This window comes from Anoxybacillus mongoliensis, assembly GCF_014201515.1.
GTDB classification, from domain to species: domain Bacteria; phylum Bacillota; class Bacilli; order Bacillales; family Anoxybacillaceae; genus Anoxybacillus; species Anoxybacillus mongoliensis.
Map to the genome: position 1 here is coordinate 87,095 of NZ_JACHEQ010000004.1, position 24,091 is coordinate 111,185.

Annotated in this window: 19 protein-coding genes and 1 other annotated feature; of the genes, 11 read left to right on the plus strand and 8 right to left on the minus strand. The window is 40.4% G+C overall.

Features of this window, described 5'->3' with window-relative positions; all coding sequences use genetic code 11:
* The first annotated feature begins 51 nt into the window (after positions 1-51).
* A complete protein-coding gene (locus HNR43_RS05475; RefSeq protein WP_035047540.1) occupies positions 52-1,134 on the plus strand; it encodes a bifunctional 3-deoxy-7-phosphoheptulonate synthase/chorismate mutase in 1,083 nt (360 codons plus the stop codon).
* A gap of 156 nt (positions 1,135-1,290) precedes the next feature.
* Complete coding sequence (ccpA, locus tag HNR43_RS05480) at positions 1,291-2,292, plus strand: catabolite control protein A (RefSeq protein ID WP_183241973.1); 1,002 nt, start codon at positions 1,291-1,293, stop codon at positions 2,290-2,292.
* A gap of 89 nt (positions 2,293-2,381) precedes the next feature.
* On the opposite strand, the gene HNR43_RS05485 is transcribed toward ccpA, so the two are convergent.
* From HNR43_RS05485 to HNR43_RS05495, 3 genes are read right to left on the minus strand one after another with little or no spacing between them, the layout of a single operon-like run.
* The gene (locus HNR43_RS05485; protein WP_183241975.1) at positions 2,382-3,554 is read right to left on the minus strand and encodes an acetoin utilization protein AcuC; all 1,173 of its coding nucleotides are present in this window, start codon (positions 3,552-3,554) and stop codon (positions 2,382-2,384) included.
* Entirely contained in the window at positions 3,551-4,195 is a 645-nt protein-coding gene (locus HNR43_RS05490; RefSeq protein ID WP_183241977.1) for an acetoin utilization AcuB family protein, read from the minus strand. Before HNR43_RS05490 ends, HNR43_RS05485 begins: the two co-directional genes overlap by 4 nt.
* A 19-nt stretch (positions 4,196-4,214) precedes the next feature.
* Positions 4,215-4,847 carry a GNAT family N-acetyltransferase gene (locus tag HNR43_RS05495; RefSeq protein ID WP_183241979.1) on the minus strand — a complete coding sequence of 211 codons (633 nt, stop codon included), beginning with the start codon at positions 4,845-4,847 and terminating at the stop codon, positions 4,215-4,217.
* A gap of 167 nt (positions 4,848-5,014) precedes the next feature.
* Here HNR43_RS05495 and acsA point away from each other — a divergent pair, with 167 nt between their 5' ends.
* Complete coding sequence (gene acsA, locus HNR43_RS05500) at positions 5,015-6,733, plus strand: acetate--CoA ligase (RefSeq protein ID WP_041639259.1); 1,719 nt, start codon at positions 5,015-5,017, stop codon at positions 6,731-6,733.
* Between the two features lie 25 nt (positions 6,734-6,758).
* Here the strand turns inward: acsA and HNR43_RS05505 are convergent, their stop codons facing one another.
* Entirely contained in the window at positions 6,759-9,545 is a 2,787-nt protein-coding gene (locus HNR43_RS05505) for a transglycosylase domain-containing protein (RefSeq protein ID WP_183241981.1), read from the minus strand.
* A gap of 139 nt (positions 9,546-9,684) precedes the next feature.
* Positions 9,685-9,910 (plus strand) — a binding site (T-box leader).
* A gap of 51 nt (positions 9,911-9,961) precedes the next feature.
* On the opposite strand from HNR43_RS05505, the gene tyrS reads away from it, so the two are divergent.
* Positions 9,962-11,221, plus strand: a complete 1,260-nt coding sequence (tyrS, locus tag HNR43_RS05510; protein ID WP_183241983.1) for a tyrosine--tRNA ligase — start codon at positions 9,962-9,964, stop codon at positions 11,219-11,221.
* A gap of 36 nt (positions 11,222-11,257) precedes the next feature.
* Here the strand turns inward: tyrS and rpsD are convergent, their stop codons facing one another.
* Positions 11,258-11,860: a 30S ribosomal protein S4 gene (rpsD, locus tag HNR43_RS05515; RefSeq protein WP_183241985.1), complete on the minus strand. Its 603-nt coding sequence runs from the start codon at positions 11,858-11,860 to the stop codon at positions 11,258-11,260.
* A gap of 372 nt (positions 11,861-12,232) precedes the next feature.
* Between rpsD and HNR43_RS05520 the strand changes: the two genes are divergently transcribed.
* Positions 12,233-14,089: a diguanylate cyclase domain-containing protein gene (locus HNR43_RS05520; protein ID WP_183241986.1), complete on the plus strand. Its 1,857-nt coding sequence runs from the start codon at positions 12,233-12,235 to the stop codon at positions 14,087-14,089.
* 27 nt (positions 14,090-14,116) lie between these two features.
* On the opposite strand, the gene HNR43_RS05525 is transcribed toward HNR43_RS05520, so the two are convergent.
* Positions 14,117-14,602 (minus strand): GAF domain-containing protein, encoded by a 486-nt coding sequence (locus HNR43_RS05525; RefSeq protein ID WP_183241988.1) that lies wholly within the window; start codon positions 14,600-14,602, stop codon positions 14,117-14,119.
* A 13-nt stretch (positions 14,603-14,615) separates the two neighbouring features.
* Entirely contained in the window at positions 14,616-15,404 is a 789-nt protein-coding gene (hisJ, locus tag HNR43_RS05530; RefSeq protein ID WP_183241990.1) for a histidinol-phosphatase HisJ, read from the minus strand.
* Positions 15,405-15,567: 163 nt separating this feature from the next.
* Here hisJ and ezrA point away from each other — a divergent pair, with 163 nt between their 5' ends.
* Positions 15,568-17,259 (plus strand): septation ring formation regulator EzrA, encoded by a 1,692-nt coding sequence (gene ezrA / locus HNR43_RS05535; protein WP_183241992.1) that lies wholly within the window; start codon positions 15,568-15,570, stop codon positions 17,257-17,259.
* Between the two features lie 21 nt (positions 17,260-17,280).
* Here the strand turns inward: ezrA and brnQ are convergent, their stop codons facing one another.
* Positions 17,281-18,609, minus strand: a complete 1,329-nt coding sequence (brnQ, locus tag HNR43_RS05540; protein WP_183241994.1) for a branched-chain amino acid transport system II carrier protein — start codon at positions 18,607-18,609, stop codon at positions 17,281-17,283.
* 177 nt (positions 18,610-18,786) lie between these two features.
* Between brnQ and HNR43_RS05545 the strand changes: the two genes are divergently transcribed.
* The 5 genes from HNR43_RS05545 to HNR43_RS05565 all read left to right on the plus strand — a co-directional run bounded on the left by HNR43_RS05545 (position 18,787) and on the right by HNR43_RS05565 (position 24,084).
* Positions 18,787-19,938, plus strand: coding sequence for a cysteine desulfurase family protein (locus HNR43_RS05545; protein ID WP_183241996.1), 1,152 nt, complete (start codon positions 18,787-18,789; stop codon positions 19,936-19,938).
* A complete protein-coding gene (gene thiI / locus HNR43_RS05550; RefSeq protein WP_183241998.1) occupies positions 19,935-21,128 on the plus strand; it encodes a tRNA uracil 4-sulfurtransferase ThiI in 1,194 nt (397 codons plus the stop codon). Before HNR43_RS05545 ends, thiI begins: the two co-directional genes overlap by 4 nt.
* Before the next feature lie 59 nt (positions 21,129-21,187).
* Entirely contained in the window at positions 21,188-21,379 is a 192-nt protein-coding gene (locus tag HNR43_RS05555; protein ID WP_183242000.1) for an alpha/beta-type small acid-soluble spore protein, read from the plus strand.
* 133 nt (positions 21,380-21,512) lie between these two features.
* Positions 21,513-23,087, plus strand: a complete 1,575-nt coding sequence (mbcS, locus tag HNR43_RS05560) for an acyl-CoA synthetase MbcS (protein WP_183242002.1) — start codon at positions 21,513-21,515, stop codon at positions 23,085-23,087.
* A gap of 226 nt (positions 23,088-23,313) precedes the next feature.
* Complete coding sequence (locus tag HNR43_RS05565; RefSeq protein ID WP_183242004.1) at positions 23,314-24,084, plus strand: ATP-binding cassette domain-containing protein; 771 nt, start codon at positions 23,314-23,316, stop codon at positions 24,082-24,084.
* The last annotated feature ends 7 nt before the right edge of the window (positions 24,085-24,091 follow it).

The window sequence follows — 24,091 nt, forward strand, 5'->3', positions numbered from 1 at the left end:
ATATAGAAATGTACCACATTTTTTAGCTTATATAAAGAAAGGATGAGATGTATGAGTAACGAACGATTAGATGAGCTGAGAGCGAAGGTTGATGAGTTGAATTTACAGTTGTTAAAATTAATTAATGAACGCGGGCGGGTTGTTCAAGAAATTGGGAAAATTAAAGATGCCCAAGGTACGTATTTCTATGACCCTGTTCGTGAAAGAAAAATGTTAGATTTGATTTTAGAACATAACGACGGACCATTTGATACGGCGACGTTAAAACATATTTTTAAAGAAATTTTTAAAGCAGGGCTCGATTTGCAGGAAGATGATCATAAAAAAGCATTGCTTGTATCAAGAAAGAAAAAGCCAGAAAATACGATTGTCGATGTAAAAGGAGAAAAAATCGGCGACGGTAATCAATATTTCGTTATGGGACCATGTGCGGTTGAAAGCTATGAACAAGTAGCAGAAGTGGCGCAAGCAATTAAGCGACACGGCTTAAAATTGTTGCGCGGTGGTGCTTACAAACCACGCACTTCACCATATGACTTTCAAGGACTTGGCGTAGAAGGATTGAAAATTTTAAAACGTGTGGCAGATGAGTTTGATTTAGCAGTCATTAGTGAAATTGTCACGCCAGCAGATATTGAAACAGCGCTCGATTATATTGACGTCATTCAAATCGGAGCGCGCAATATGCAAAACTTTGAGTTGTTAAAAGCGGCGGGGCAAGTGAATAAACCGGTATTATTAAAACGCGGATTAGCTGCAACGATCGAAGAATTTATTCATGCTGCCGAGTACATTATGTCGCAAGGCAACGGACAAATCATTTTATGTGAGCGAGGCATTCGCACATATGAAAAGGCGACGCGCAACACGCTTGATATTTCAGCCGTGCCGATTTTGAAAAAGGAAACGCATTTACCTGTTTTTGTCGATGTAACACATTCAACAGGACGACGCGATTTACTTTTACCTTGTGCGAAAGCTGCGCTTGCCATTGGAGCAGACGGAGTCATGGCCGAAGTACATCCAGATCCTGCTGTTGCGTTATCTGATTCCGCACAGCAAATGGATATTGATCAATTCAATGAGTTTATGGAAGAATTAAAATCGTTCCAAAAGCAATTTGTCAAAGCATAAAAAGAAAAAGCTGGTGATTGTTCACCGGCTTTTTCTTATGAATTTATTTGTGAAAACGTTGCACTTAGGTAATCATTTATCGTATGATAATTTTACATAAAATTGCGATGTACGACAGTTTTCGATATATAGAGTGCAAAAAAAGGAGTGTATGTGATGAATGTAACAATTTATGATGTAGCAAGGGAAGCAAACGTGTCAATGGCAACTGTTTCACGTGTCGTGAATGGAAACCCAAACGTCAAGCCTTCGACGCGCAAAAAAGTGTTAGAAGTGATTGAGCGGCTCGGTTATCGTCCGAATGCGGTAGCACGTGGATTGGCAAGCAAAAAAACAACTACGGTCGGTGTCATTATTCCAGATATATCAAGCATTTTCTTTGCGGAAATGGCGCGTGGCATCGAGGATATTGCAACGATGTACAAGTATAACATCATTTTAAGTAACTCTGATCAAAATAAAGAAAAAGAGTTACATTTATTAAACACGATGCTTGCCAAACAAGTTGATGGCATTTTATTTATGGGCGGCGATGTAACAGAAGAACATGTCGAGCAGTTTAAAAAGTCAGATGTACCGATCGTATTAGCTGCAACAATTGAACAAAATAATATTATTCCATCTGTCAACATTGACTACGAGCAAGCATCGTATGATGCGGTGCATATGTTGATCGAAAAAGGACATAAACGCATTGCTTATGTAACAGGACCGCTAAACGATCCAATTAACGGATTGAAAAAATTAGCTGGCTATCGTCGCGCTTTAGAAGAAGCGAATATTGCTTATGATGAGGCGCTTGTTGTGGAAGGAGACTATACGTACGATTCGGGTATCGAAGCATATGAAAAGCTAGCTGAACTTCCACAGCGACCAACAGCGATTTTCGTTGGAACCGACGAAATGGCGCTCGGTGTCATTCACGGCGCACAAGATCGTGGTGTGCGTATTCCGGATGACTTAGAAATTGTCGGTTTTGATAATACGCGTTTGGCAACAATGGTTCGTCCAAAATTGACGACGGTAGTCCAGCCGATGTACGATATTGGGGCTGTGGCGATGCGCTTATTGACGAAATATATGAATAAAGAGCATGTAGACAATCACATCGTTGTGTTGCCGCATCGCATTGAATACCGCGATTCGACAAAAAACTAGATTTCTTTCTAAAAGGGGAACGCATATTTTACGTGCGCACGAACATAGAAAAGGGTGTCCGCTACTTTCGGAACACCCTTGTTGTTTTGTTATAAGTTTAACCGTTGTTTATTACTTCGAATTGGTTGAAGTGCTTTCATGACAGTTTGAGCATTTTTTTCTGTAATCTCTGCCTTTCTTGGAATGGGTGGATATAAGTCTTCTGGGTCATCCCATTCGAGTGGCAAAGAAACAGGAGCATGAGGTTGCCAGCGGGCAATCCATTCCTTTGGTAAAGCTCCAGAAATATCCGATTGTTCTGTCATTTCAAGCCACAATAACGCCCATGCACGCGGAACGACGCGCCAAATGTCGTATCCCCCTCCACCAACTGCGATCCAACGACCGTTACAGTATTGGTGTGCAATTTGATGTGCCAGTTTTGGAATTTCGCGATAAATGCGCATGGACGCAGATAAATGAGTTAACGGATCGTAATAGTGAGCATCGACACCGTTTTGCGTTAAGATGACATCAGGACGAAAAAAATCAGCGATTTCAATCAGAGCTTCCGTATATGCAGCGAGCCACGACTCATCTTCTGTAAACGCATCAACAGGAATGTTGAACGAGTAACCGTATCCTTTCCCTTGTCCTCGTTCATTGACGTTTCCGGTTCCTGGGAATAAGTAGCGACCTGTTTCATGAATTGAAAATGTACATACATTCGGGTCATCATAAAATGTCCATTGTACTCCATCGCCATGATGGGCATCTGTGTCAACGTATAAGACGCGAACACCGTATTTTTCTTGCATATATTTAATGGCCACAGAGCTATCGTTGTAAATGCAAAAACCGGATGCTTTCCCGCGGAATCCATGATGAAGCCCTCCGCCCAAACTGAGCGCGTGTTCAGCTTTGCCAGAAAGCACATAATCAACGGCTGTTAACGTTCCGCCAACAAGAAGAGCGCTCGCTTCATGCATGTTTGGGAAAATCGGTGTATCTTCTGTCCCTAATCCATAATTGAGCGCAACATCTTCTGGTAGTTGGCCCTTTCCTGCTTTTTTTACAGCTTCAATGTAATCTGAATCATGTACAAGCGCTAATTCTTCGTCTGTTGCGAGGCGTGGTGCTACAATTTGTCCGTCATGCAGCGCGCCAAGCGTTTGCAACAGGTCATACGTCAGCTTGACACGTAGTTGGTTAAACGGATGGCGATCATGGAATTTATACGTTTGAAACGCATCGGAATAAACGAATATACTGTTTTTGCTCATGATGAAACCCCCGGCAAGTTCGGCCATAATACGTCGTATCCTTGCTCTTTTAAATCATCAATAATCGCCATCGGGTTCATCGTTTGAATGCGAAACACGAGCACTTTATACATATCATCTCGATCAGGGTAGACAAGAACACTCGAAATATTAATGTTTCTTTTTTGAAAAACAGAGGCGACTTCACTTAACATACCGGTGCGGTTCGGCACTTTAATTTCGATTTGTGAACCTGGCTGATGGGCCCCTGTTAATTGTACGAGCGTATATAGCAAATCGCTTTCTGTAATGATGCCGACAAGTTTATTTTCTTTAACGATGGGCATACAGCTAATGCGATGTTCGTAAAATAAAGCTGCCACTTCTTCGACGAAGTCAAGCGGATGCCCTGTGATGACGTTTGTTTTCATAATGGTGCTTAACGGTTTTTGTAAATCTTCAAGATGTTCGTTCGCATGAAAAATAGATGGGCGTGCATCACGCAAATCGCGATCCGTAACGATGCCAACGACACGATATTCATCATCAACAATTGGTAAATGACGAATATTTTTTTGTTTAACAATGTTTAGTGCATCAGCAATTGTATTTGACGGCTTTAATGCGATAACATCCGTTTTCATCATTTGTTCGACAATCATTTCCCCATCCCCTTTGTTTTTAATACATAAAGCGGTTCATAAAACGGAGCTGATCGAATTTTTGGATCGATTGTTGATCGACGCGTTTTCCGATACGAGCCATTAAGCAGTTCGCCGGATGCGAACAAATTTCCGGATCATCGGTCGCGTACCAAACAAGCCCACCTGCGTTCATCATTTTCTCCATTACTTTTCGATATTCCCATACGTTTAATCCGGTTCGTTTTAAATCCCAATGCCAATAGTACTCCGTTGTAATAATGATGTAATCTTCCATCGCATCGTCCATCATAGCCACTTTCAATAAATTTTTTCCGACACCGCATCCTCTGAAATCTGGAATAACCTCAATTGCACCAAGCTCGATTAAATTTTCCATCTTCCCTTGCGACCATCTTTCAAGCGGGTCTGGATATAAAAAAGTGACGTAGCCAACGATCGTATGACCGTGGCGGGCAATAATAATTCGTCCTTCTGGAAGCCCGGCAATTTCGATGAGCGCCTGATGTTGTTGGTGCGGTTGCCGAAACGCTGTTAAGTCATGATGAAATTCATAGCTAGCCAATTTTTCCGAAGAAATTGGTCCCTCGATAATTAACGTTCCTTTCGGTGTTTTTAATTGTTTTGCGTTATATGTTTTTTTATGCTCCATTGCCCCACCGCCTACTGAAATAATCTCACTTCAATTATACATAAAAAAATAAAAATTAAATCGTTTTCACAATAAACATAAATGAAAATTTTTTAAAAATTGAGAATTTGTTTATAGTATAATATAATACGAATGTAGAAACTTCAAACAAGGGGGAGTTTGGGATGATTAAAGTGGAAACGCTACCAGTCATTCAAGGGGATTTTAACTTGAAAAACTACGAAGAAACGTATCAAACGTTTGACTGGTCTGAAGCAGAGAAACATTTTTCATGGTATGAAACGGGCAAAGTAAACATGGCTTATGAAGCGATTGATCGCCATGTGGAAACGTTTCGAAAAAACAAAGTAGCCTTGTATTATCGCGATGCAACGAGAGAAGAAAAGTACACATTTAAAGAAATGAAAGAGTTTTCAAACAAAGTAGCCAACGTATTAAAAGAAGTAGCCGATGTAGAGAAAGGTGACCGCGTCTTCATTTTTATGCCTCGCTCGCCTGAGCTATACTTCTCCGTGCTTGGAGCAATTAAACTTGGGGCAATTGTCGGTCCGCTTTTTGAAGCGTTTATGGAAGGAGCGGTCCGTGACCGCTTAGAAGATAGTGAGGCAAAAGTCATTATTACGACGCCTGAACTTTTACCTCGCGTACCTGTAAATGAATTGCCGGCATTAAAATACGTATTTTTAGTTGGCGATGACATTAAAGAAGAAGGTCCGTTCTTTGATTTGAAAAAACGAATGAACGCAGCAAGCAAACATTTTGATATCGAATGGGTCGGACGTGAAGATGGACTCATTTTACACTATACATCTGGATCGACAGGAAAACCAAAAGGTGTATTACATGTGCATAACGCCATGATTCAGCATTATCAAACAGCCAAATGGGTATTAGACTTAAAAGAAGACGATGTATATTGGTGCACGGCTGATCCGGGCTGGGTGACAGGAACATCGTACGGCATTTTCGGTCCATGGCTTTGTGGGGCATCAAACGTCATTGTAGGTGGGCGCTTTAACCCGGAAGCGTGGTATAAAACGATTGAAGATTATGGTGTAACAGTATGGTATAGTGCACCAACAGCGTTTCGTATGTTAATGGGTGCTGGGGACGAGCTTGTGAAAAAATTTGATTTGCGTTCGCTTCGCCATATTTTGAGCGTAGGTGAACCGCTCAATCCAGAAGTTGTACGCTGGGGCATGAAAGTATTTAATCGTCGCATTCACGACACGTGGTGGATGACAGAAACGGGTGCGCAACTCATTTGTAACTATCCTTGCATGGAAATTAAACCTGGATCAATGGGGAAACCAATTCCAGGAGTCAAAGCAGCGATTGTCGACGATCAAGGCAATGAGTTACCGCCATATCGCATGGGGAATTTGGCGATTAAAAAAGGTTGGCCGTCGATGATGCGCGCGATTTGGAACAATCCACAAAAATACGAGTCATACTTTTTACCTGGTGATTGGTATGTTTCTGGTGATTCGGCATATATGGACGAAGACGGATACTTCTGGTTTCAAGGTCGGATTGATGATGTCATTATGACAGCAGGGGAACGCGTTGGCCCGTTTGAAGTAGAAAGTAAGCTCGTTGAACATCCAGCTGTAGCAGAAGCTGGTGTCATCGGAAAGCCAGATCCGGTGCGCGGTGAAATTATTAAAGCGTTTGTCGCTTTACGCGAAGGGTACGAGCCGTCTGAAGAGCTAAAAGAAGATATTCGTAACTTTGTAAAGAAAGGTTTAGCTGCGCATGCCGCACCACGTGAAATCGAATTTCGTGACAAATTGCCAAAAACGAGAAGCGGAAAAATTATGCGTCGCGTCTTGAAAGCTTGGGAGCTAAATTTACCGACAGGCGACTTATCAACAATGGAAGATTAAAAAAATCGGGCTATGCCCGATTTTTTTAATTAGTTGACGGCTGTTCTTCTGTTTGTGTTTCTGTCGGTTCTTCATTTGTTGACTGCCCAGGTGATGAAGCAGGCAGCATACGAACGATATTTGACGGATTCGATTCCAATCCAGCAATATCGACAGCAGTAACGTAATATATGCCTTGTTTTAGCGGTATGCTTTTTTGTTCTCCTTTACGTATCGTTGTCATGACCTGAAACGGAGCTGTCTCCGATGCTGTATAATATACACGATATCCAATGACATCTTGTTCATGATGTTCACTCCAAACGAGCGCATTTTCTTTTTGATGTACAGCTAGCGGATCTGGTTTTTTTCCGTTTTCTTGCAGTTTTTTTGCGACAAACACATGCTTCCATTGATCGTTTTGAGGGAACAATTTGCTCATATCCTTTATATGTTGAATTCCCCATTGTTCAAGTAATGAAGTGTCGACCATGACGCCCTCTTTTGTAAATTCTTTTGGTGTTGTTGGTAAGGCGACGTATCGTTCTTCGTTTAGCTCAACAAAAGTGCCGTTGATTAAGTACGGATCTTCTTGTTTCGGTACAAACGCGGTATTAAACAAATCACTTTCTATCAGTCCGAATCGTTTACACGTTTCTGATGGGAGCAATCCAGAAATGGCACAATACGAACGCTTAACAATTCCACCAGGCATATGGAACCGCTCTTTTGGTGCAATAAGTTCTGGGTGAATATCATATGCCCCATTCATTAGCTGTGCCCATAGCAATAAGTTTCTTTGGGAATATGACAATCCTTTATAGCTTTTTTCAAGCGGCTTTGGTGTATCGTACCCCATCCAAGTGCCGAACGTGACATTTGGATTTGTTGCGACAAACCACGCATCTTTTGTATTTTGACTCGTTCCTGTTTTTCCAGCCCAATCCGCTGAAAACTTTAGTTTGCCATTTAAGAAGGCTGCGGTTCCAGAACGAATGACGTCACGCATCATATCAATTGTTAAATAAGCAGTCTGTGGTGAAAATACTTCCACGGGCTTTGGTTCGTGTTTATACACGATTTTTCCGTTTTTATCGACAATTTTTTCGATTAAATACGCGTCAATGAACTTCCCACCATTCGCAAACGTAGCATATGCGTTGACGTTTTCTTCAATCGTTACCCCTTTTGTCAAACCACCAAGCGCAAGAGACAAGTTGTTTCCATCGCCTGTTGTTAAGCTTGTAAAACCCATTTTTTCCAAGTATGAAATGGGTCGTTGATCGATGATGCGAGCATATGTCCGAATAGCAGGAATGTTATACGATTTTTTTAGCGCATGCCGAACCGATGTTAAACCGTGCGTTTTTCCATCTGCATTTTTTGGACGGTATGGACCTTGTGGCGTTGAAATTTCCAAATCGACATCCGGAATAACAGATCCAGGTTGAACGATACCCATTTCCATTGCTGGTGCATAAACAAGAAGCGGTTTCATCGTTGAACCGTTTGAACGATACGCTTGTGTTGCGTGATTGAGTTGTTCCCGTTTATAATCTCGGCCGCCGACAAAGCTAATGATCCGGCCTGTTTTGTTTTCAATTAAAATGGCTCCCACTTCGACTGGTTGTCGGACAGAAATGATTTGCCCCGTTTTTTCATCTTTTTTCTGCACAACCGTATCGCTTCCGAAGTAAGGATATTTTTCAACAATTGCTTTCATTCGTTCATATATGTTCTTATCAATCGTTGTATAAATTGTATAGCCATTTTGGCGTAGTTGTTTCTCGGCTTTTTCAGCATATTCTTTATATAGTTGATCATTTGAGCGTACATCTTGTCGTTCATATCCGTCTTTTTTCGCTAATAGATCAATAAAAATATCTTTCGCACGTCGTTCGATTTCAAACGTGAGCCACGGATACTTCTCAACAGGAGAAGGTAAGGAAGACACAAAATCTTTTGTAATGTCATATGCTAGCGCTTCTTTATACTGTTTTTGCGAAATGTATCCCGCTTTTTTCATGCGTGATAACACAGTTTTCATCCGGTTTAGTGCTGGGGATAAATCGTTTTTCAACTCCCCTTCGCTTGTAAACGGTGTGTAGCGAAATGGACTTTGTGGTAATCCTGCCAAAAAAGCCGCTTGTGGCAACGTTAGTTCCTTCGCATCGATGCCGAAAACGCCTTTGGAGGCAGCCTGAACGCCGGCAATATTTCGTCCGGATGCGTTTCGGCCAAACGGTACAACGTTAATATATGCCTCTAAAATCTCATCTTTTGAAAAAAATTTCTCAAGGCGCAAAGCAAGCAACACTTCTTTTGCTTTTCGCTCAAATGACACTTCGCTCGTTAAAATTTGATTTTTTACAAGTTGCTGTGTTAACGTACTTCCTCCGCTACGCGTGGAGGAATTTGTTGCTTCTTGAAAGATGGCACGTATAATAGCTTTTGGTACAACCCCTTTATGTTCATAAAAATGTTCGTCTTCTGTCGCGATAACAGCTTGAATGAAATAAGGGGAAACTTGTGAAAGTTTGACTTCGTCACGTTCTAAATCTGAACGAAAATAGCCGAGATACTCACGATTAGCGAAGTAAATATGTGTTGTTTCTTCATAGTTATAAATATCTTTTTTCATCTCTTTGTACGGAATCGGTTTGACATCTTTTACAAGTGAGGCGAAATATCCTGCACCGACACCGAAGGCAAAACTAAACGCACATAAACTGGTAATTAATATAATTAAACATACATTCCAAATGACCTCGTATGTAATCGTAAAATGACGCCATAGTTTTTGCCATGAGAATCGGACTTGTTTTTCTGACATAGTGACCTCCCATCCGTATTGTTATTTTCATTATTATATCATAATTTGTCTGTTCGTATCGGATAATGTCTAAATTTGTTTGAAGATCTTGACAATGATTTATGATTTATGATAAAAGAGAGTATGCTAATATGTAAATAGTCGAGCGATGAGCGGAACGAGTAGTGCTGATCTCCCTGCGAACAGAGAGCTAGTGGTTGGTGCGAACTAGCGCATAGGTGAGCATGAATTACCTCCGTGAGCATCTTTTGCGAACCGCTTTGTGCGAAAGTAGCAAAAGACGGTGTAGACCGTTATGTCAATGAAGTGAGAGAACATGTCCGTTCTCTAAGTAGGGTGGTACCGCGATGAAACTCGTCCCTTCGTGTGAAGGGCGAGTTTTTTTGTTTGAATCCAAAAAGGAAAGGATGGTTGGAATGAATTTGCTTCAAGACTTACAATTTCGTGGTTTAATTAATCAAGTGACGGACGAAGATGGGTTAAAAGCACTGTTGGTAGAAGAAAGTGTAAAAGTATATTGCGGTTTTGATCCAACGGCAGATAGTTTGCATATTGGTCATCTTCTCCCGATTTTAATGTTGCGTCGTTTCCAACAAGCAGGTCATCAACCGATTGCGCTCGTCGGAGGAGCAACAGGACTTATTGGAGATCCGAGCGGGAAAAAAGCAGAGCGAAAATTGAATGAAAAAGAAACTGTTGCATATTACAGCGAGCGAATTAAACAACAGTTAAGTCGCTTTTTAGATTTTGACAATGACAATAATCCAGCTATTATCGCAAATAACTACGAATGGATTGGTTCGCTTGATGTTATTACGTTTTTGCGTGATGTTGGGAAAAACTTTGGGATTAACTACATGCTTGCGAAAGAATCTGTACAGTCGCGATTAGAAACCGGCATTTCATTTACAGAATTTAGTTATATGATTTTACAGGCGTATGACTTTTTAAAGCTGTATGAAATGTACGGATGTAAGTTGCAAGTAGGCGGTAGTGATCAGTGGGGGAACATTACAGCCGGATTAGAGCTCATTCGGAAAACAGAAGAAGATGCCAAAGTGTTCGGATTAACTGTTCCGCTCGTAACAAAAGCAGATGGAACGAAATTCGGGAAAACAGAAGGTGGGGCTGTATGGCTTGATGCTGATAAAACGTCGCCATATGAGTTCTATCAATTTTGGATTAATACAGATGATCGTGACGTTGTAAAATATTTAAAATACTTTACGTTTTTATCGCACGAAGAAATTCTTGAATTGGAAAGACAAACGGCTGAAACTCCGGAAAAGCGTGCAGCCCAAAAGGCGTTAGCTGCGGAAATGACACGTCTCGTTCATGGAGAGGAAGCTTTGAAACAGGCGATCAACATTTCTGAAGCACTCTTTAGCGGGGATGTATCCAAGCTAACGGCAAATGAAATTGAGCAAGGGTTCAAGGATGTACCATCGTATGTATGTCACGAAAAGGAAATAGCACTTATTGATTTGCTCGTTGCAAGTGGTATTTGCCCATCGAAGCGCCAAGCGCGTGAGGATGTTACAAATGGAGCTATTTACGTAAATGGTGAGCGTGTACAAGATGTGAGTAAAATGATGACAGAAGAAGATCGCATGGAAGGCCGATTTACAATTATTCGTCGTGGTAAGAAGAAGTATTACTTAATTCGTTATGCATAAAAAATCCTCTCTGCTATAAGCAGAGAGGATTTTTTATTAACGAGAGTAGAACTCAACGATTAATGCTTCGTTAATCTCAGCAGGCAATTCAGAACGTTCAGGGAAACGAGTGTAAGTACCTTCTAATTTGTCTGCATCAAGCGTTAAATAGTCAGGTACGAAGTTGTTCACTTCAAGCGCTTCTTTAATAATTTGAAGGTTGCGAGACTTTTCGCGAACAGAAATCGTTTGACCTGGTTTCACACGGTAAGATGGAATGTCAACGCGACTGCCATCAACTAAAATGTGACCATGGTTGACTAATTGACGAGCTTGACGACGAGTGCGCGCGAAACCTAAACGGTAAACAAGGTTGTCTAAGCGAGACTCGAGTAAGATCATAAAGTTTTCACCATGTTTACCAGGCATTTTACCTGCTTCTTCAAACGTTTTACGGAATTGACGTTCGTTTACACCGTACATATGGCGAAGTTTTTGCTTTTCTTGAAGCTGCATGCCGTATTCAGAAAGTTTTTTGCGTTGTCCTGGACCATGTTGACCTGGTGGGTAAGGACGTTTTTGTAATTCTTTACCTGTGCCGCTTAACGAAATACCGAGGCGGCGAGAAATTTTCCATGTTGGACCTGTATAACGAGCCATAAATGCTCCTCCTTTGTTTTTATTTTTGGTAAAATAAAAACAGTCGTGCCTCACCATTCATCGCCATTTTGTTTTCATGTATCCTCGCCCTAGCAGCTGAGAGTTACACGATACAACCTCCGATGAGAGAATGATGCTCTCTATGGGGAACAAAATGGACATACAAATGTGAGCACAAAGGCTGCAATATTTTACACAAAGGCTATTATAGTTTTTTTTTGCGTCTGAGTCAATAATTTTTGTATAGTCTTTATCATAAGGATTATGGTATGATATAATCAATAGGTCCTCAGTTTCAGAAATATTACAGAAACTCTCATTTTTTTATTTATATGGTTCATACATATAAAGAGAGGAAGTACGTGCGGGTGAGTGAAAAAAATGAACGTTCAAGAACGCAATCAATATGCAATATTTAAGCAAAAGTTTTTTGATTGGTTTTTAAGTGAAGAAGATTTTACGGATTTACCTCGCATGATTCAAGCACTAATTGCCCTACTGAAACACGAATTTCGTTTATTAGATGTTACGTTTTACACGTTGAACCCGTTTAAGCATGTCTTTGAACCTGAAATGACGACAGACCGGACGATTGAACAGCAACGAGAAAAACACATCATTCCATTTGATGATCAGTTGAAAAAACAATTTGATGATGTTGTGATTTTGGATGGTGGCAACGAAATCAAAACGGTTCAATTTGGTATACATTTTTCAGAAGATTCATGCGGACTTGTTCGTTTCCGGCTGCATGAACGGGATATGTTACCGAAAGCATTTATCAAACAAATGAAGCACGACTTTTTAAAAGTGTTTGCTCGCATTCGTAAAGTGTCCGAAGTATTAAGCGAAGAGAAAAGATATGAACAGTTGCATCGGGCGGCAACAAAAATTCATGCATCGATGAATATTGGAGATGTGCTTGAAGAAATTGTGAAAACATTAAAAGAAGTGTATCCGACGTTTACGTGTCATTTATTTTTATCGTATGATAGCACGACAGATCGTGACTTGCCGATTAAACTACTGACGTTTGAAAATGAAGATGAGCATATGGGGGCCATGCAAGCGTATGTGACGGGACAAATCCAACTTCACGATTCACTCGTTCATAAAAAGTCTGTCATTTATGCTCCGATTAAAGGGGCGCAAGGAATTTACGGTGTCATTGAAATGATTGCTCCGACGATCATGGAACTTCCAGAGCGGGAAATGCGATTTATTTCGTTACTGGCAAATACGGCTGGTAGCGCATTAGAGAATGCAAAATTATATGAACAATCGAAACGATTAATTGCTGATTTACAACTCATTAATGAAACGATTCACCACTTAAATACAAATTTACGCTTTCAAGATGCGCTACAATTTATGATTGAAAAAATTAAAACATCGTTTGATGCGCAGGAAGTCGGTTTTATTATTTTACAAGAAAAAGAGCGAAAAGTACTTCCTGGTAGTACGGATTTTTTTCAATCACGTGAAGCAAAGCCATATGTTGATTTCGTTTTTCATCGCATTCAACATCCGCGTGATACGTTATTTTTAGGTGATGTAAAAATTCATAGCAACTATACAAAACGTTTTCGTTCGCTGATGGCTGTACCGATGATGCGCGGGATGATGAAAGGTGTGGCGATTGTTTTACATCAAGAAGCATATCATTTTTCGTTTGATATGTTTAAGTTGTTGCAGTCGCTTATTCATCATTCGACATTGGCATTTACAAACGCAGCGTTGCGCGAAGAACTCGAACGAATGGTCATTACAGATCGATTAACGAATTTATATGCACGTCATTATTTAGATGAACGTATTCAACGTTCGATGGAAGAGGATGGTCTAGGTACATTTATTTTAATAGATATTGATAATTTCAAAAAAATAAATGATACGTACGGACATCAAGTTGGTGATGAAATTATTATTCAAGTAGCGAATATTATTAAAGCAAACATTCGTCAAAATGATATTGGGGCTCGATGGGGAGGAGAAGAACTCGCCATTTATTTACCGAAAGTGTCCATTAATGCAGGTTTATCTATTGCAAACCGTTTAGTACAAAAAGTTCGTGAGTTGACAAATCCTCCTGTGACCATTTCTTGTGGCGTATCGTATTGGAAGAAAAATCGCGCAGATTCCGTGAAGGAGCTATTCAATCGTGCTGATGAAGCGTTATATACCGCGAAACGGACAGGAAAAAACCGCGTTGTTGTGCAAGAATACTAAAAAGAGGCCAGTTTATCGGCCTCTTTCTTATATGTTGAGATAGTGAACGAGCGTTTGAACAAACCGTTGTAAATGTTGTTCATCTATTTCATCGAAACGATTTTTTATTGGACTGTCAATATCAAGTACACCAATGATACGGCTATCTTTCATCATTGGAATGACAATTTCAGATTGAGATGCTGCATCACATGCGATGTGACCCGGGAACGTATGAACATCCGCAACGCGTATCGTTCGTCTTTCAGCAGCGGCTGTTCCGCATACCCCTTTGCCGAATGGAATGCGCACACATGCTGGCAATCCTTGGAATGGTCCGAGCACGAGTTCATCCCCTTCAGCTATATAAAAACCGACCCAATTAATATCGTGTAAAAAGTAATTCAATAAAGCGGAAGCATTCGCTAAGTTCGCTACAACATTTTTTTCATCCGAAATTAACGCTTTTAATTGTTCGATGACAAGTGTGTAATTTTCTTCTCTTGTCCCTTTGTATGTTTGTGCATGAAACATGTTTTTCACTCCTCTATATCAACATATGTTCGACTCCTTGGTGAAGGCCAGCAACCGAGTGGGCATCTGAGCCATACACGAGAGGAATACCGCGTTTGACGGCTTCTTTTACGACCCAATGAGGTGGATATGGCTCTAAACAGAGTGGTTTTACTACCCCAGCCCCGTTATAATCGAGTTCCAATTGCCGATTTTTCATTTCATCAAGAATGTGCGTAATGATTTTTGCTTCATCGTACTCACACGGATAGGCGCGTTGAAACTTGTGAATAAGCGTGAGGTGACCGATGCGTTTTGGTTTGTATGACCCTAAATCAGCAACGACAGAAGCTAAAACGGTTTTGTAATATGCATCATATACTCGTTCAATAGATTGAAAAGCTGCAATGATGTCGCCAAACATTTCTTCGCTATAATCGATACACATGTATCGATCGTCAATGAGTAAAAAATGAACAGATAAAATGCTGTCGTCTAATTGTGGACCAATTTTATTTAAAAATTCCTTCGTTTTTTGTTCATATCCGACGATAAAATCAACTTCTAATCCGATGCGGATACGAATATGTCTTTCGTACTGTTTTTTTAATGATTGTAAAATTGATACGTATGATGCTAGCTGTTCTTCTTTCATCGCGCTATCTTGGTAAGGGGTTGGGTCTATAAATCCTTTCGGAAGCGGTGCGTGTTCGGTAAATGAAATATCTGTATAGCCAAGCGAAATGGCTGTTTCGATGTATGTATGCAACGCATCATCGCTTCCATGAGGACAAAACGGTGTATGAATATGTCCGTCACGCACGTTGTTCACCTCTTTAGGCGCAAAGTTCGACAAAAATCACGTTTTTTAGGAAAAAAATTAAAATTTTTGCTCAAAAAATGTTGCTAACATGGTATCATAAAATCATTGAAAAGAAAATGCCTTCTCCACAAAAAAAGAACGCTTGACAACAAGGAGGCCCATTATGGAATTTGTAGCGATTAGTGCGCTCCTCGTCATCGGAGGACTAACATATACATATGTGTACCGAAAACGTTTATATAAACAAATCGATCAATTAGAACAATGGAAAATTTCTTTAATGAATCGCCCTGTACCCGAGGAGCTGTCAAAAATTAAATCGTTAAATATGATGGGGGAAACAGAGCAGCTGTTTGAAAAATGGCGAAATGAATGGGACGATATTGTTGCTGTGCAACTGCCGAACATAGAAGAAAAGTTGTTTGATATTGAAGAAGCGGTTGTCAAATATCGGTTTATGAAAGCGAAAGAGGCTTTACATCAGACGGAGCAACAGCTAAAAGATATTGAAGGAAATATTCAACGCATTTTGTTAGAGTTACAAGAATTAGTCGGAAGTGAAGAAAAAAATCGCGAGGAAATTGAGCAATTCAAAGAGAAATATCGTCAAGTCAAAAAAGCGATGCTTACCCAGCGCCATACATTTGGTCGCACAGAAGCTGCACTTGAAGCGCGACTAAATGCTCTTCATCAACAATTTCAAACATTTGAACAGTTAACAACAGAAGGGAATTATTTAGCGGCTCGTGAAATCGTATTACTCATTCAAAACGAACTAAGTGAATTAAATCGTTTTATTGAACACATTCCGCTTTTGTTAAGCGATGCGCAAGTTGAAATTCCAGCACAATTAGACAATATTATTGAGGGATATCGCGAGTTGGTGGAAAAGGGATATGTACTTGACCATCTTCCGGTAGAAAAAGAAGTGGAAGCCATCCGCGGAAAAGTATCCGAAGTGCTTACGTTGTTAGAAGCACTTGCTGTGGCAGAAGCAGAAAAACTGCTTCGTGAAGCTCAAGAAGATGTGGATACGCTGTACGATTTATTAGAAAAAGAAGTGCATGCAGAACGTTTTGTTCATGAGGAAACAGAAAAAATTGAGCAAACGCTCTATGAGTTAGAAGAAGAAACAAAAGAAACGCGTGATGAAACATTGTTCGTACAACAAAGCTACCATTTATCGCAAAACGACCTAGATAAATATCGTCAAATTGAAAAGCAAGTGCAACAGTTAACGAAACGATTTATGTTAATTCAAACGAAAATGATGGAAGAGCGTTTAGCTTATTCGCTTATTCGTGAAGAGTTAGAGGAAATTTTAGCACAAATTGCTGCGGTGAAGGAAAAACATGTTCAATTCCGCGAACATTTATACGCATTGCGTAAAGATGAGTTGGCGGCACGTGAGAAGTTAACAGAAATGAAAAAACAATTGTCAGAAGCGATGCGACTGGTGAAAAAAAGCAAGCTTCCTGGCTTGCCAGAATCTTATATGCTACAAGTAAGTGAGGCGCGAGAAAGTTTAACGCGCGTATCGCTTACGCTAGATGGAAAGCCGTTAAATATGGAAGCTGTTCATCAAGCGTTGGATGAGGCGATTGTTTTTGTAGAAAATGTATGTGATCAAACGAAAGAAATGATTGAACAAGCCCAATTAGCAGAAAGAGTAATTCAATACGGCAACCGTTATCGCCGGCGTTTTCATGCGGTAAATGCGGGACTAGAAGAAGCGGAACAGCTATTTCGACGATACGAATACGAACTAGCTTTACAAAAAGCTATTGCTGCGGTAGAGCAAGTGGAAGAAGGAGCATTTGAACGCATTCGTGAGTGGCTAAAAGAAAACGAGTGAAGGCATTTCCTTCACTCGTTTTTAGCTTGCTTTTTTTTCGGTACGTGCAACATAATTTGTTTTGTTAAATAATAAACCAATCACCCCACCGATAAGCGCTGGTGTGAGCCATCCGATTCCTTGTTCAAAGAGCGGTAATGTTTTTTCATATACATGTAAAGCCGCTGATACGTCAAATCCTGCTGTTTTTAATCCATCCACGATGCTAACAAGGGATGTGCCAACCATCGCTCCGATATAAACGGTTTGTTTGCCGCCAAAATAGTCATGTAAAAAGGATAAAACGACAAGGGTAATGGCCAGCGGATAAATGATAATAAGCACAGGAATCGATAATGAAATGAGCTTTGTTAAACCGACATTTGCAATTACCGCACTGAAGCCACTCATCACGATGACAAGTGTTCGATAAGAAAGTTTTGGCGAAATTTTCGAAAAATAACTTGCGCATGATGATAATAAACCGACAGACGTTGTTAAACATGCTAGCATAATAATGATCGATAAAATGACTGTACCGGCTTGTCCGAATAAATAAGTGGCGGCTTGACTAATAATTTCTCCGCCGTTATTGCGGTAGCCGATCGCCTGTACACTCGATGCTCCAATGAAAGCGAGCGATAAATAAACGAGCGTCAGTCCAGAAGCAGCAATAAAACCAGCCTGAATACAAAGTTTAGTTAGTTGTTTTGTATGTGTAATTCCTTTTTGTTGAATCGCTTGAATGACGATAATACCAAAAACAAGTGCCGCAATGGCATCCATCGTTAAATATCCGTCAATAAATCCTTTAAATAGTGGAGCGTGTGCATAGGTATCCGTTGGTTTTTGGATTGTGCCCATAGGGGTCCATATACTTTTAATAAAAAATAACGTCAGACCGATAAGTAAAAATGGTGTTAACAATTTTCCGATTCGATCAACTAGTTTCGATGGGTTTAATGCTAACCAAAGCGATATACCAAAATAAACAACAGTATATACCGCTAACATCGTAGACTGATCGGCTGCTTCAGGTAAAAAGGGTGTCACTCCAATTTCAAACGATACTGTACCTGTCCGCGGAATGCCAAAAAATGGCCCGATGGCTAAATACATGACAGCTGTGAAAATGACACCAAATACAGGATGAACTCGGCTAGCTAATTGTTGCAAATCGCTCCCCGTTCTTGCGATGGCGCTGACCGCTAATACAGGTAATCCAACACCGGTCATTAAAAATCCTGCAATCGCAACCCATACGTTTTCCCCTGCCGCCTGTCCGAGAGCAGGAGGGAAAATCATATTGCCAGCACCAAAAAATAAAGCAAATAACATAAAACCAACAGCGATTAAATCTTTTTTCGACATGTTGATCCTCCTTTGTTGTCTCCGTACCAGCCTATATACTACCATAGAAAATAAAAATTTTGTCGTTTTTATCAAAAGTTTCAATCTTTAAAATATTCTTTGATTATTCCTTTTTTGAATAAAGATGTGATAATATAAGAAGGCTGTTTGTATACGAACGTAATGGAGGCAAGGGCGATGATGTATTTAGATAATAGCGCCACAACAAAACCGTTTCCAGAAGTACTACAATCTTTCATAAAAGTAGCGACTGATTATTTCGGAAATCCATCTTCACTACATGGACTAGGCATGCAAGCAGAGCGATTGCTTACGCAAGCAAGAGAACAAATGGCCCGTTTGCTTGAGGTGAAACCGTCAGAAGTGATTTTTACATCTGGAGGGACAGAAGGAAACAATTTAGCCATTAAAGGTGTGGCTTGGCAACATCAACAACGCGGTCGCCACATCATTACAACAGCGATTGAACATCCGTCTGTCATTGAAGCATGCAAACAGCTTGAACAATTCGGTTTTCAAGTTACATATGTGCCTGTTGACGAACGTGGTATCGTATCGGTAGCACATATTGAACAAGCGTTGCGTGATGATACGATTCTTGTTTCGGTTATGCACGTAAATAACGAAGTAGGTTCTATTCAACCAATTGAACAGATTGGTGCGATGTTAAAAAAATATCCAAAAGTATTGTTTCATGTTGATGGGGTACAAGGTGCGGCGAAACTGCCGCTTCATTTAAAACGTGCAAATGTGGATTTATACACGATGTCAGCTCATAAATTTCATGGGCTGAAAGGAGCAGGAGTTTTATACGTTCGCGAAGGCGTGCGTCTTTCACCCCTTTTGTCAGGGGGAGCACAAGAAATGCAATTGCGTTCGGGAACTGAAAATGTTGCTGCCATTGTTGCAATGGCCAAAGCGTTACGATTATCTATTGAAAAGTATCGCGAGTCATATGCTCGACTCGAGGAAATAAAGCGGGCAATCATTGGACGTTTACAAACGATTGAAGGCATTTCTGTCCACACGCCGTTAGAGCAATCTGCTCCACACATTATTCATTTTTCTTTGGAAGGAATAAAATCAGAGACGTTTGTTCACGAACTGGAAAAACAACATATGTATGTATCAACGACATCAGCTTGTTCATCTCGTAAAAAAGCGCCAAGTAAAACATTGTTAGCAATGGGAATTGAAAAAACACGGGCAGAGCGTTCGATTCGTATAAGCTTATCGTATGAACAACAAATCGAGCATGTTCCAATTATTGTTGAAGCCATTGAGCAAGCATATGAACGATTAAAAATAGTAGCGAGGGGAACGAAATGACGTACGATCATATTGTAATTCGTTACGGTGAAATGTCGACAAAAGGAAAAAACCGTTTGCAATTTGTGAGATGCTTAAAACGAAATATAGCAAAAAAATTAAAACACTTTCCGAACCTTCAAATTGAAGCATTGCGTGATCGAATGTACATTCGCTTACATCATACACCACCGCAACCTGTCATCGAAAAATTGCAAGAAGTGTTCGGCATTCAATCGTTAAGTTTAGCGTTAAAAACAGAGAGCGACTTACAAAAAATAAAAGAAGCGACACTATTTTTTATAAAGCAATTCCCATATGAAGGGAAAACATTTAAAATATCGGCTAGAAGGGCGGATAAACAATTTCCGGTCACAACAAATGAATTAAACTATGAGCTCGGTAGTTATGTGCTGAAAAACACAACGGGCTTAACGGTCAATGTCCATCATCCAGACATTGACGTTCGTGTTGAAGTACGAAAAGAAGGGACGTACATTACTGCATACGACGTACCAGGAGCGGGTGGTTTACCTGTTGGAACAAGCGGAAAAGCGATGCTTATGCTTTCCGGCGGAATTGATAGTCCAGTAGCAGGATATTTGGCGATGAAACGCGGATTGCAAATTGAAGCCGTTCACTTCTTTAGCCCGCCGTTTACAAGTGAGCGAGCCAAACAAAAAGTAATTGATTTAGCCCAACGTTTGACGGAATTTGGCGGGACGATCCGTCTTCATATCGTGCCGTTTACCGAGTTACAACAAGCCATTTATAAGCAAGTACCTGAAAATTATTCGCTTATTTCAACGCGTCGCGCGATGTTGCGCATTACAGATGAAATTCGCAAAAAAGAAAACGGACTGGCGATTGTAACTGGAGAAAGTTTAGGACAAGTTGCTAGTCAAACACTTGAAAGTATGGTCGCTGTCAACGATGTAACAACGACGCCTGTTCTTCGCCCGCTCATCTCGATGGATAAAACGGAGATTATCGCGATTGCTGAACGAATTGGTACACATCATATTTCCATTCGTCCATATGAAGATTGTTGTACAATTTTTACGCCAAAAGCACCAAAAACGAAGCCGAAAAAAGAAAAAATTATTCAATATGAAAAGTTTTTACCTTTAGACGAAATGATTGCAGAAACCGTGGCGCGCGTTGAAACGATCACGTTAAAACCAAATGAGCCATTGGACGAGCTCTTTTAACGATGTGTATGAAATCCATTTGTTTTGCACACTCTATAAGTGCGAGGGGGTGAAAACAAATGGCAAATCGAAATCGATTGCTCGTCCCTGGTGTACAACAAGCGCTTGATCAAATGAAATATGAAATCGCTCAAGAGTTTGGCGTGCAGTTAGGCCCAGATACAACTGCGCGAGCAAACGGCTCTGTTGGAGGCGAGATGACGAAACGTCTTGTGAAAATGGCAGAGCAACAATTGGGTAGTCAAAAATAAATGTTAGACGACAAAACTCGGTAGTTCGTTCTACCGAGTTTTTTATTTTTTAAAAATTTTTAGAAAAGTTATACAAAAGCATTCGATTTTTTTGTATAATTTTTTTGTATCATACGGTAAGGGGGAGAGGGAAATGAATTTAATTGCACCAGAAAAGTACAATTTGACAAGTGAATTTGAAAAATATGCGGACGATCCAAACCGAACGGCGTTGAAATGGGAGAATGAAGCGGGGGAAACAAAAGAGCTTACATATGTTGAGCTAATGAAACAGGCGAATAAAATTGCAAACGTTTTCGTTAGCCGTGGGTTGCAAAAAGGAGATAAAGTACTTGTGATGCTCCCGCGTCTGTTGGAAGCGTATGCGGTATATATTGGAGCGTTGAAAGCGGGACTTGTTATTATTCCTAGTTCTGAAATGTTGCGCACAAAAGATTTGCAATACCGAATTTCTCACGGGGAAGTGAAAGGGGTTGTTGCATATTTTCTGTATATTGAACAATTTATTCCTATTGAGGGAATGGAAAATATCGTAACATTTTCGATCGGTGGTTCGACTGAGCGCTGGCTCGATTTACACGAAGAAATGGCGAAGCAAAGCGACACATTTGTTGCTGTAGAGACGTCCCGAGAAGATATGGCGTTTTTATCCTATACATCGGGAACGACTGGCAATCCAAAAGGCGTTGTGCATACGCACGCTTGGGCATATGCGCATTTACGAACAGCAGCGAAAAATTGGCTTTGTATTGAAGAAGGTGACCTTGTTTGGGCAACAGCAAGCCCAGGGTGGCAAAAATGGGTGTGGAGTCCGTTTCTATCAACACTTGGCTCTGGGGCGACAGGGTTTGTATATTATGGTCGGTTTGAACCAGAGAAGTATTTACAGCTATTAGAAAAATACAATATTAATGTGCTTTGTTGTACACCGACAGAATATCGTCTTATGGCCAAAGTTCCAACAATTTCCCAATATAAGTTGCCGCATTTGCATAGCGCTGTATCAGCAGGTGAACCATTAAACCGCGAAGTCATTGATACATTTGAGCGATATTTTGGCGTTCAAGTTCGCGATGGATATGGACAAACGGAAAACACGTTGCTTGTCGGAGTCATGAAAGGAATGAAAATTAAGCCAGGATCCATGGGGAAACCGACACCAGGCAATCGCGTTGAGATTATTAATGAATTTGGTGAGCCTTGTGCAGTTGGTGAAGTCGGAGATATTGCTGTACATGTCGAAACGCCAGCTTTATTTAAGTGTTATTATAAAGACCCAGAACGAACAGCGATGCAGTTCAGAGGGGAATATTATATTACTGGTGATAAAGCGAAAAAGGATGAAGAGGGATATTTCTGGTTCGAAGGTCGTGGTGATGATATCATTATTAGTTCAGGCTATACGATTGGCCCGTTTGAGGTAGAAGATGCACTAGTAAAACATCCATTCGTGAAAGAGTGTGCGGTTGTCGCTAGTCCAGATGAAATTCGGGGACATGTTGTGAAAGCATTTATTGTATTGCGTGAAGGGGTAGATAAAAATGATCCGAATTTAATTCCGCAACTTCAAGAGCATGTGAAACAACTAACGGCGCCGTATAAATATCCGCGCAAGATTGAGTTTGTTGACGATTTACCAAAAACGACTTCGGGAAAAATTCGTCGCGTTGAATTGCGAGAGCGTGAAATGAAAGCTATGCAAAAATAACATGTTCCGCTCCGATTCATTCGGAGCGGAAAAAAAAGCTTGACGGACCAAAAAAAATTGTGTACCATTCTTTTTAGAATTTTCTTAAAATTAAGAAATATTTTTTATGAACTCTTTTGATAACGCTTACATTTTTGTTTTTTCGTTGTGTAAAGTCATAAAGATATAAAAACGTCCATAAAGTGTTATCGAAAGAGAGAGAAATAAAGAAAAAGGGGGGAATGAAGTGGGTATATTAAACGTGCAAAACGTATCTATTCGTTTCGGTGGTGTGTTGGCGCTTGATGCTGTTTCTTTTGAAGTGAAAGAAGGGGAAATTTTTTCATTGATCGGCCCAAACGGAGCAGGGAAAACGAGTATGTTAAACTGTATTAGCGGGCTGTATAAACCGACAGAAGGAGATATTTTCTTCAAAGGAGAACGCATTACACATATTAAACCACATAAACGCGCAGCATTAGGTATTGCGCGAGCGTTTCAAAACATTGAATTATTTCCTCATTTGTCGGTTTTGGACAATCTTATGCTCGGTAGGCATGTGCGCATGAAAACAGGAGTGCTTGCAGGGGGATTGTACTGGGGGAAAGCGCAAAAAGAGGAAGTGGAGCATCGTTATAAAGTCGAGGAAGTAATCGATTTTTTAGAGCTCGAGCATGTACGCAACGTGCCAGTTGGAACATTATCTTACGGTTTACAAAAGAGGGTAGAGGTCGGTCGGGCATTAGCGATGGAGCCAGACTTATTGTTGCTTGATGAACCAATGGCTGGCATGAATAATGAAGAGAAAGAAGATATGGCACGCTATATTATTGATATTCATGAAGAAAAAAAGACAACGATCATTTTAATTGAACACGACATGGGCGTTGTCATGGATTTATCTAATCACATTGCTGTATTAGATTTTGGTAAATTGATCGCGTACGGAACGCCAAAAGAAGTACAAACAAATCCGCGCGTCATCGAAGCGTATTTAGGTGAAGAACATGCGGTGTAAAGGGGGA

Coding starts and splice junctions, on each gene's coding strand:
- HNR43_RS05485 (WP_183241975.1), bottom strand. CDS start 3,554: ATGAGCAAAAACAGTATATTCGTTTATTCCGATGCGTTTCAAACGTAT.
- HNR43_RS05505 (WP_183241981.1), bottom strand. CDS start 9,545: ATGTCAGAAAAACAAGTCCGATTCTCATGGCAAAAACTATGGCGTCAT.
- tyrS (WP_183241983.1), top strand. CDS start 9,962: ATGAATTTGCTTCAAGACTTACAATTTCGTGGTTTAATTAATCAAGTG.
- HNR43_RS05545 (WP_183241996.1), top strand. CDS start 18,787: ATGATGTATTTAGATAATAGCGCCACAACAAAACCGTTTCCAGAAGTA.
- HNR43_RS05475 (WP_035047540.1), top strand. CDS start 52: ATGAGTAACGAACGATTAGATGAGCTGAGAGCGAAGGTTGATGAGTTG.
- ccpA (WP_183241973.1), top strand. CDS start 1,291: ATGAATGTAACAATTTATGATGTAGCAAGGGAAGCAAACGTGTCAATG.
- brnQ (WP_183241994.1), bottom strand. CDS start 18,609: ATGTCGAAAAAAGATTTAATCGCTGTTGGTTTTATGTTATTTGCTTTA.
- HNR43_RS05490 (WP_183241977.1), bottom strand. CDS start 4,195: ATGATTGTCGAACAAATGATGAAAACGGATGTTATCGCATTAAAGCCG.
- thiI (WP_183241998.1), top strand. CDS start 19,935: ATGACGTACGATCATATTGTAATTCGTTACGGTGAAATGTCGACAAAA.
- ezrA (WP_183241992.1), top strand. CDS start 15,568: ATGGAATTTGTAGCGATTAGTGCGCTCCTCGTCATCGGAGGACTAACA.
- HNR43_RS05495 (WP_183241979.1), bottom strand. CDS start 4,847: ATGGAGCATAAAAAAACATATAACGCAAAACAATTAAAAACACCGAAA.
- HNR43_RS05525 (WP_183241988.1), bottom strand. CDS start 14,602: ATGTTTCATGCACAAACATACAAAGGGACAAGAGAAGAAAATTACACA.
- HNR43_RS05555 (WP_183242000.1), top strand. CDS start 21,188: ATGGCAAATCGAAATCGATTGCTCGTCCCTGGTGTACAACAAGCGCTT.
- mbcS (WP_183242002.1), top strand. CDS start 21,513: ATGAATTTAATTGCACCAGAAAAGTACAATTTGACAAGTGAATTTGAA.
- rpsD (WP_183241985.1), bottom strand. CDS start 11,860: ATGGCTCGTTATACAGGTCCAACATGGAAAATTTCTCGCCGCCTCGGT.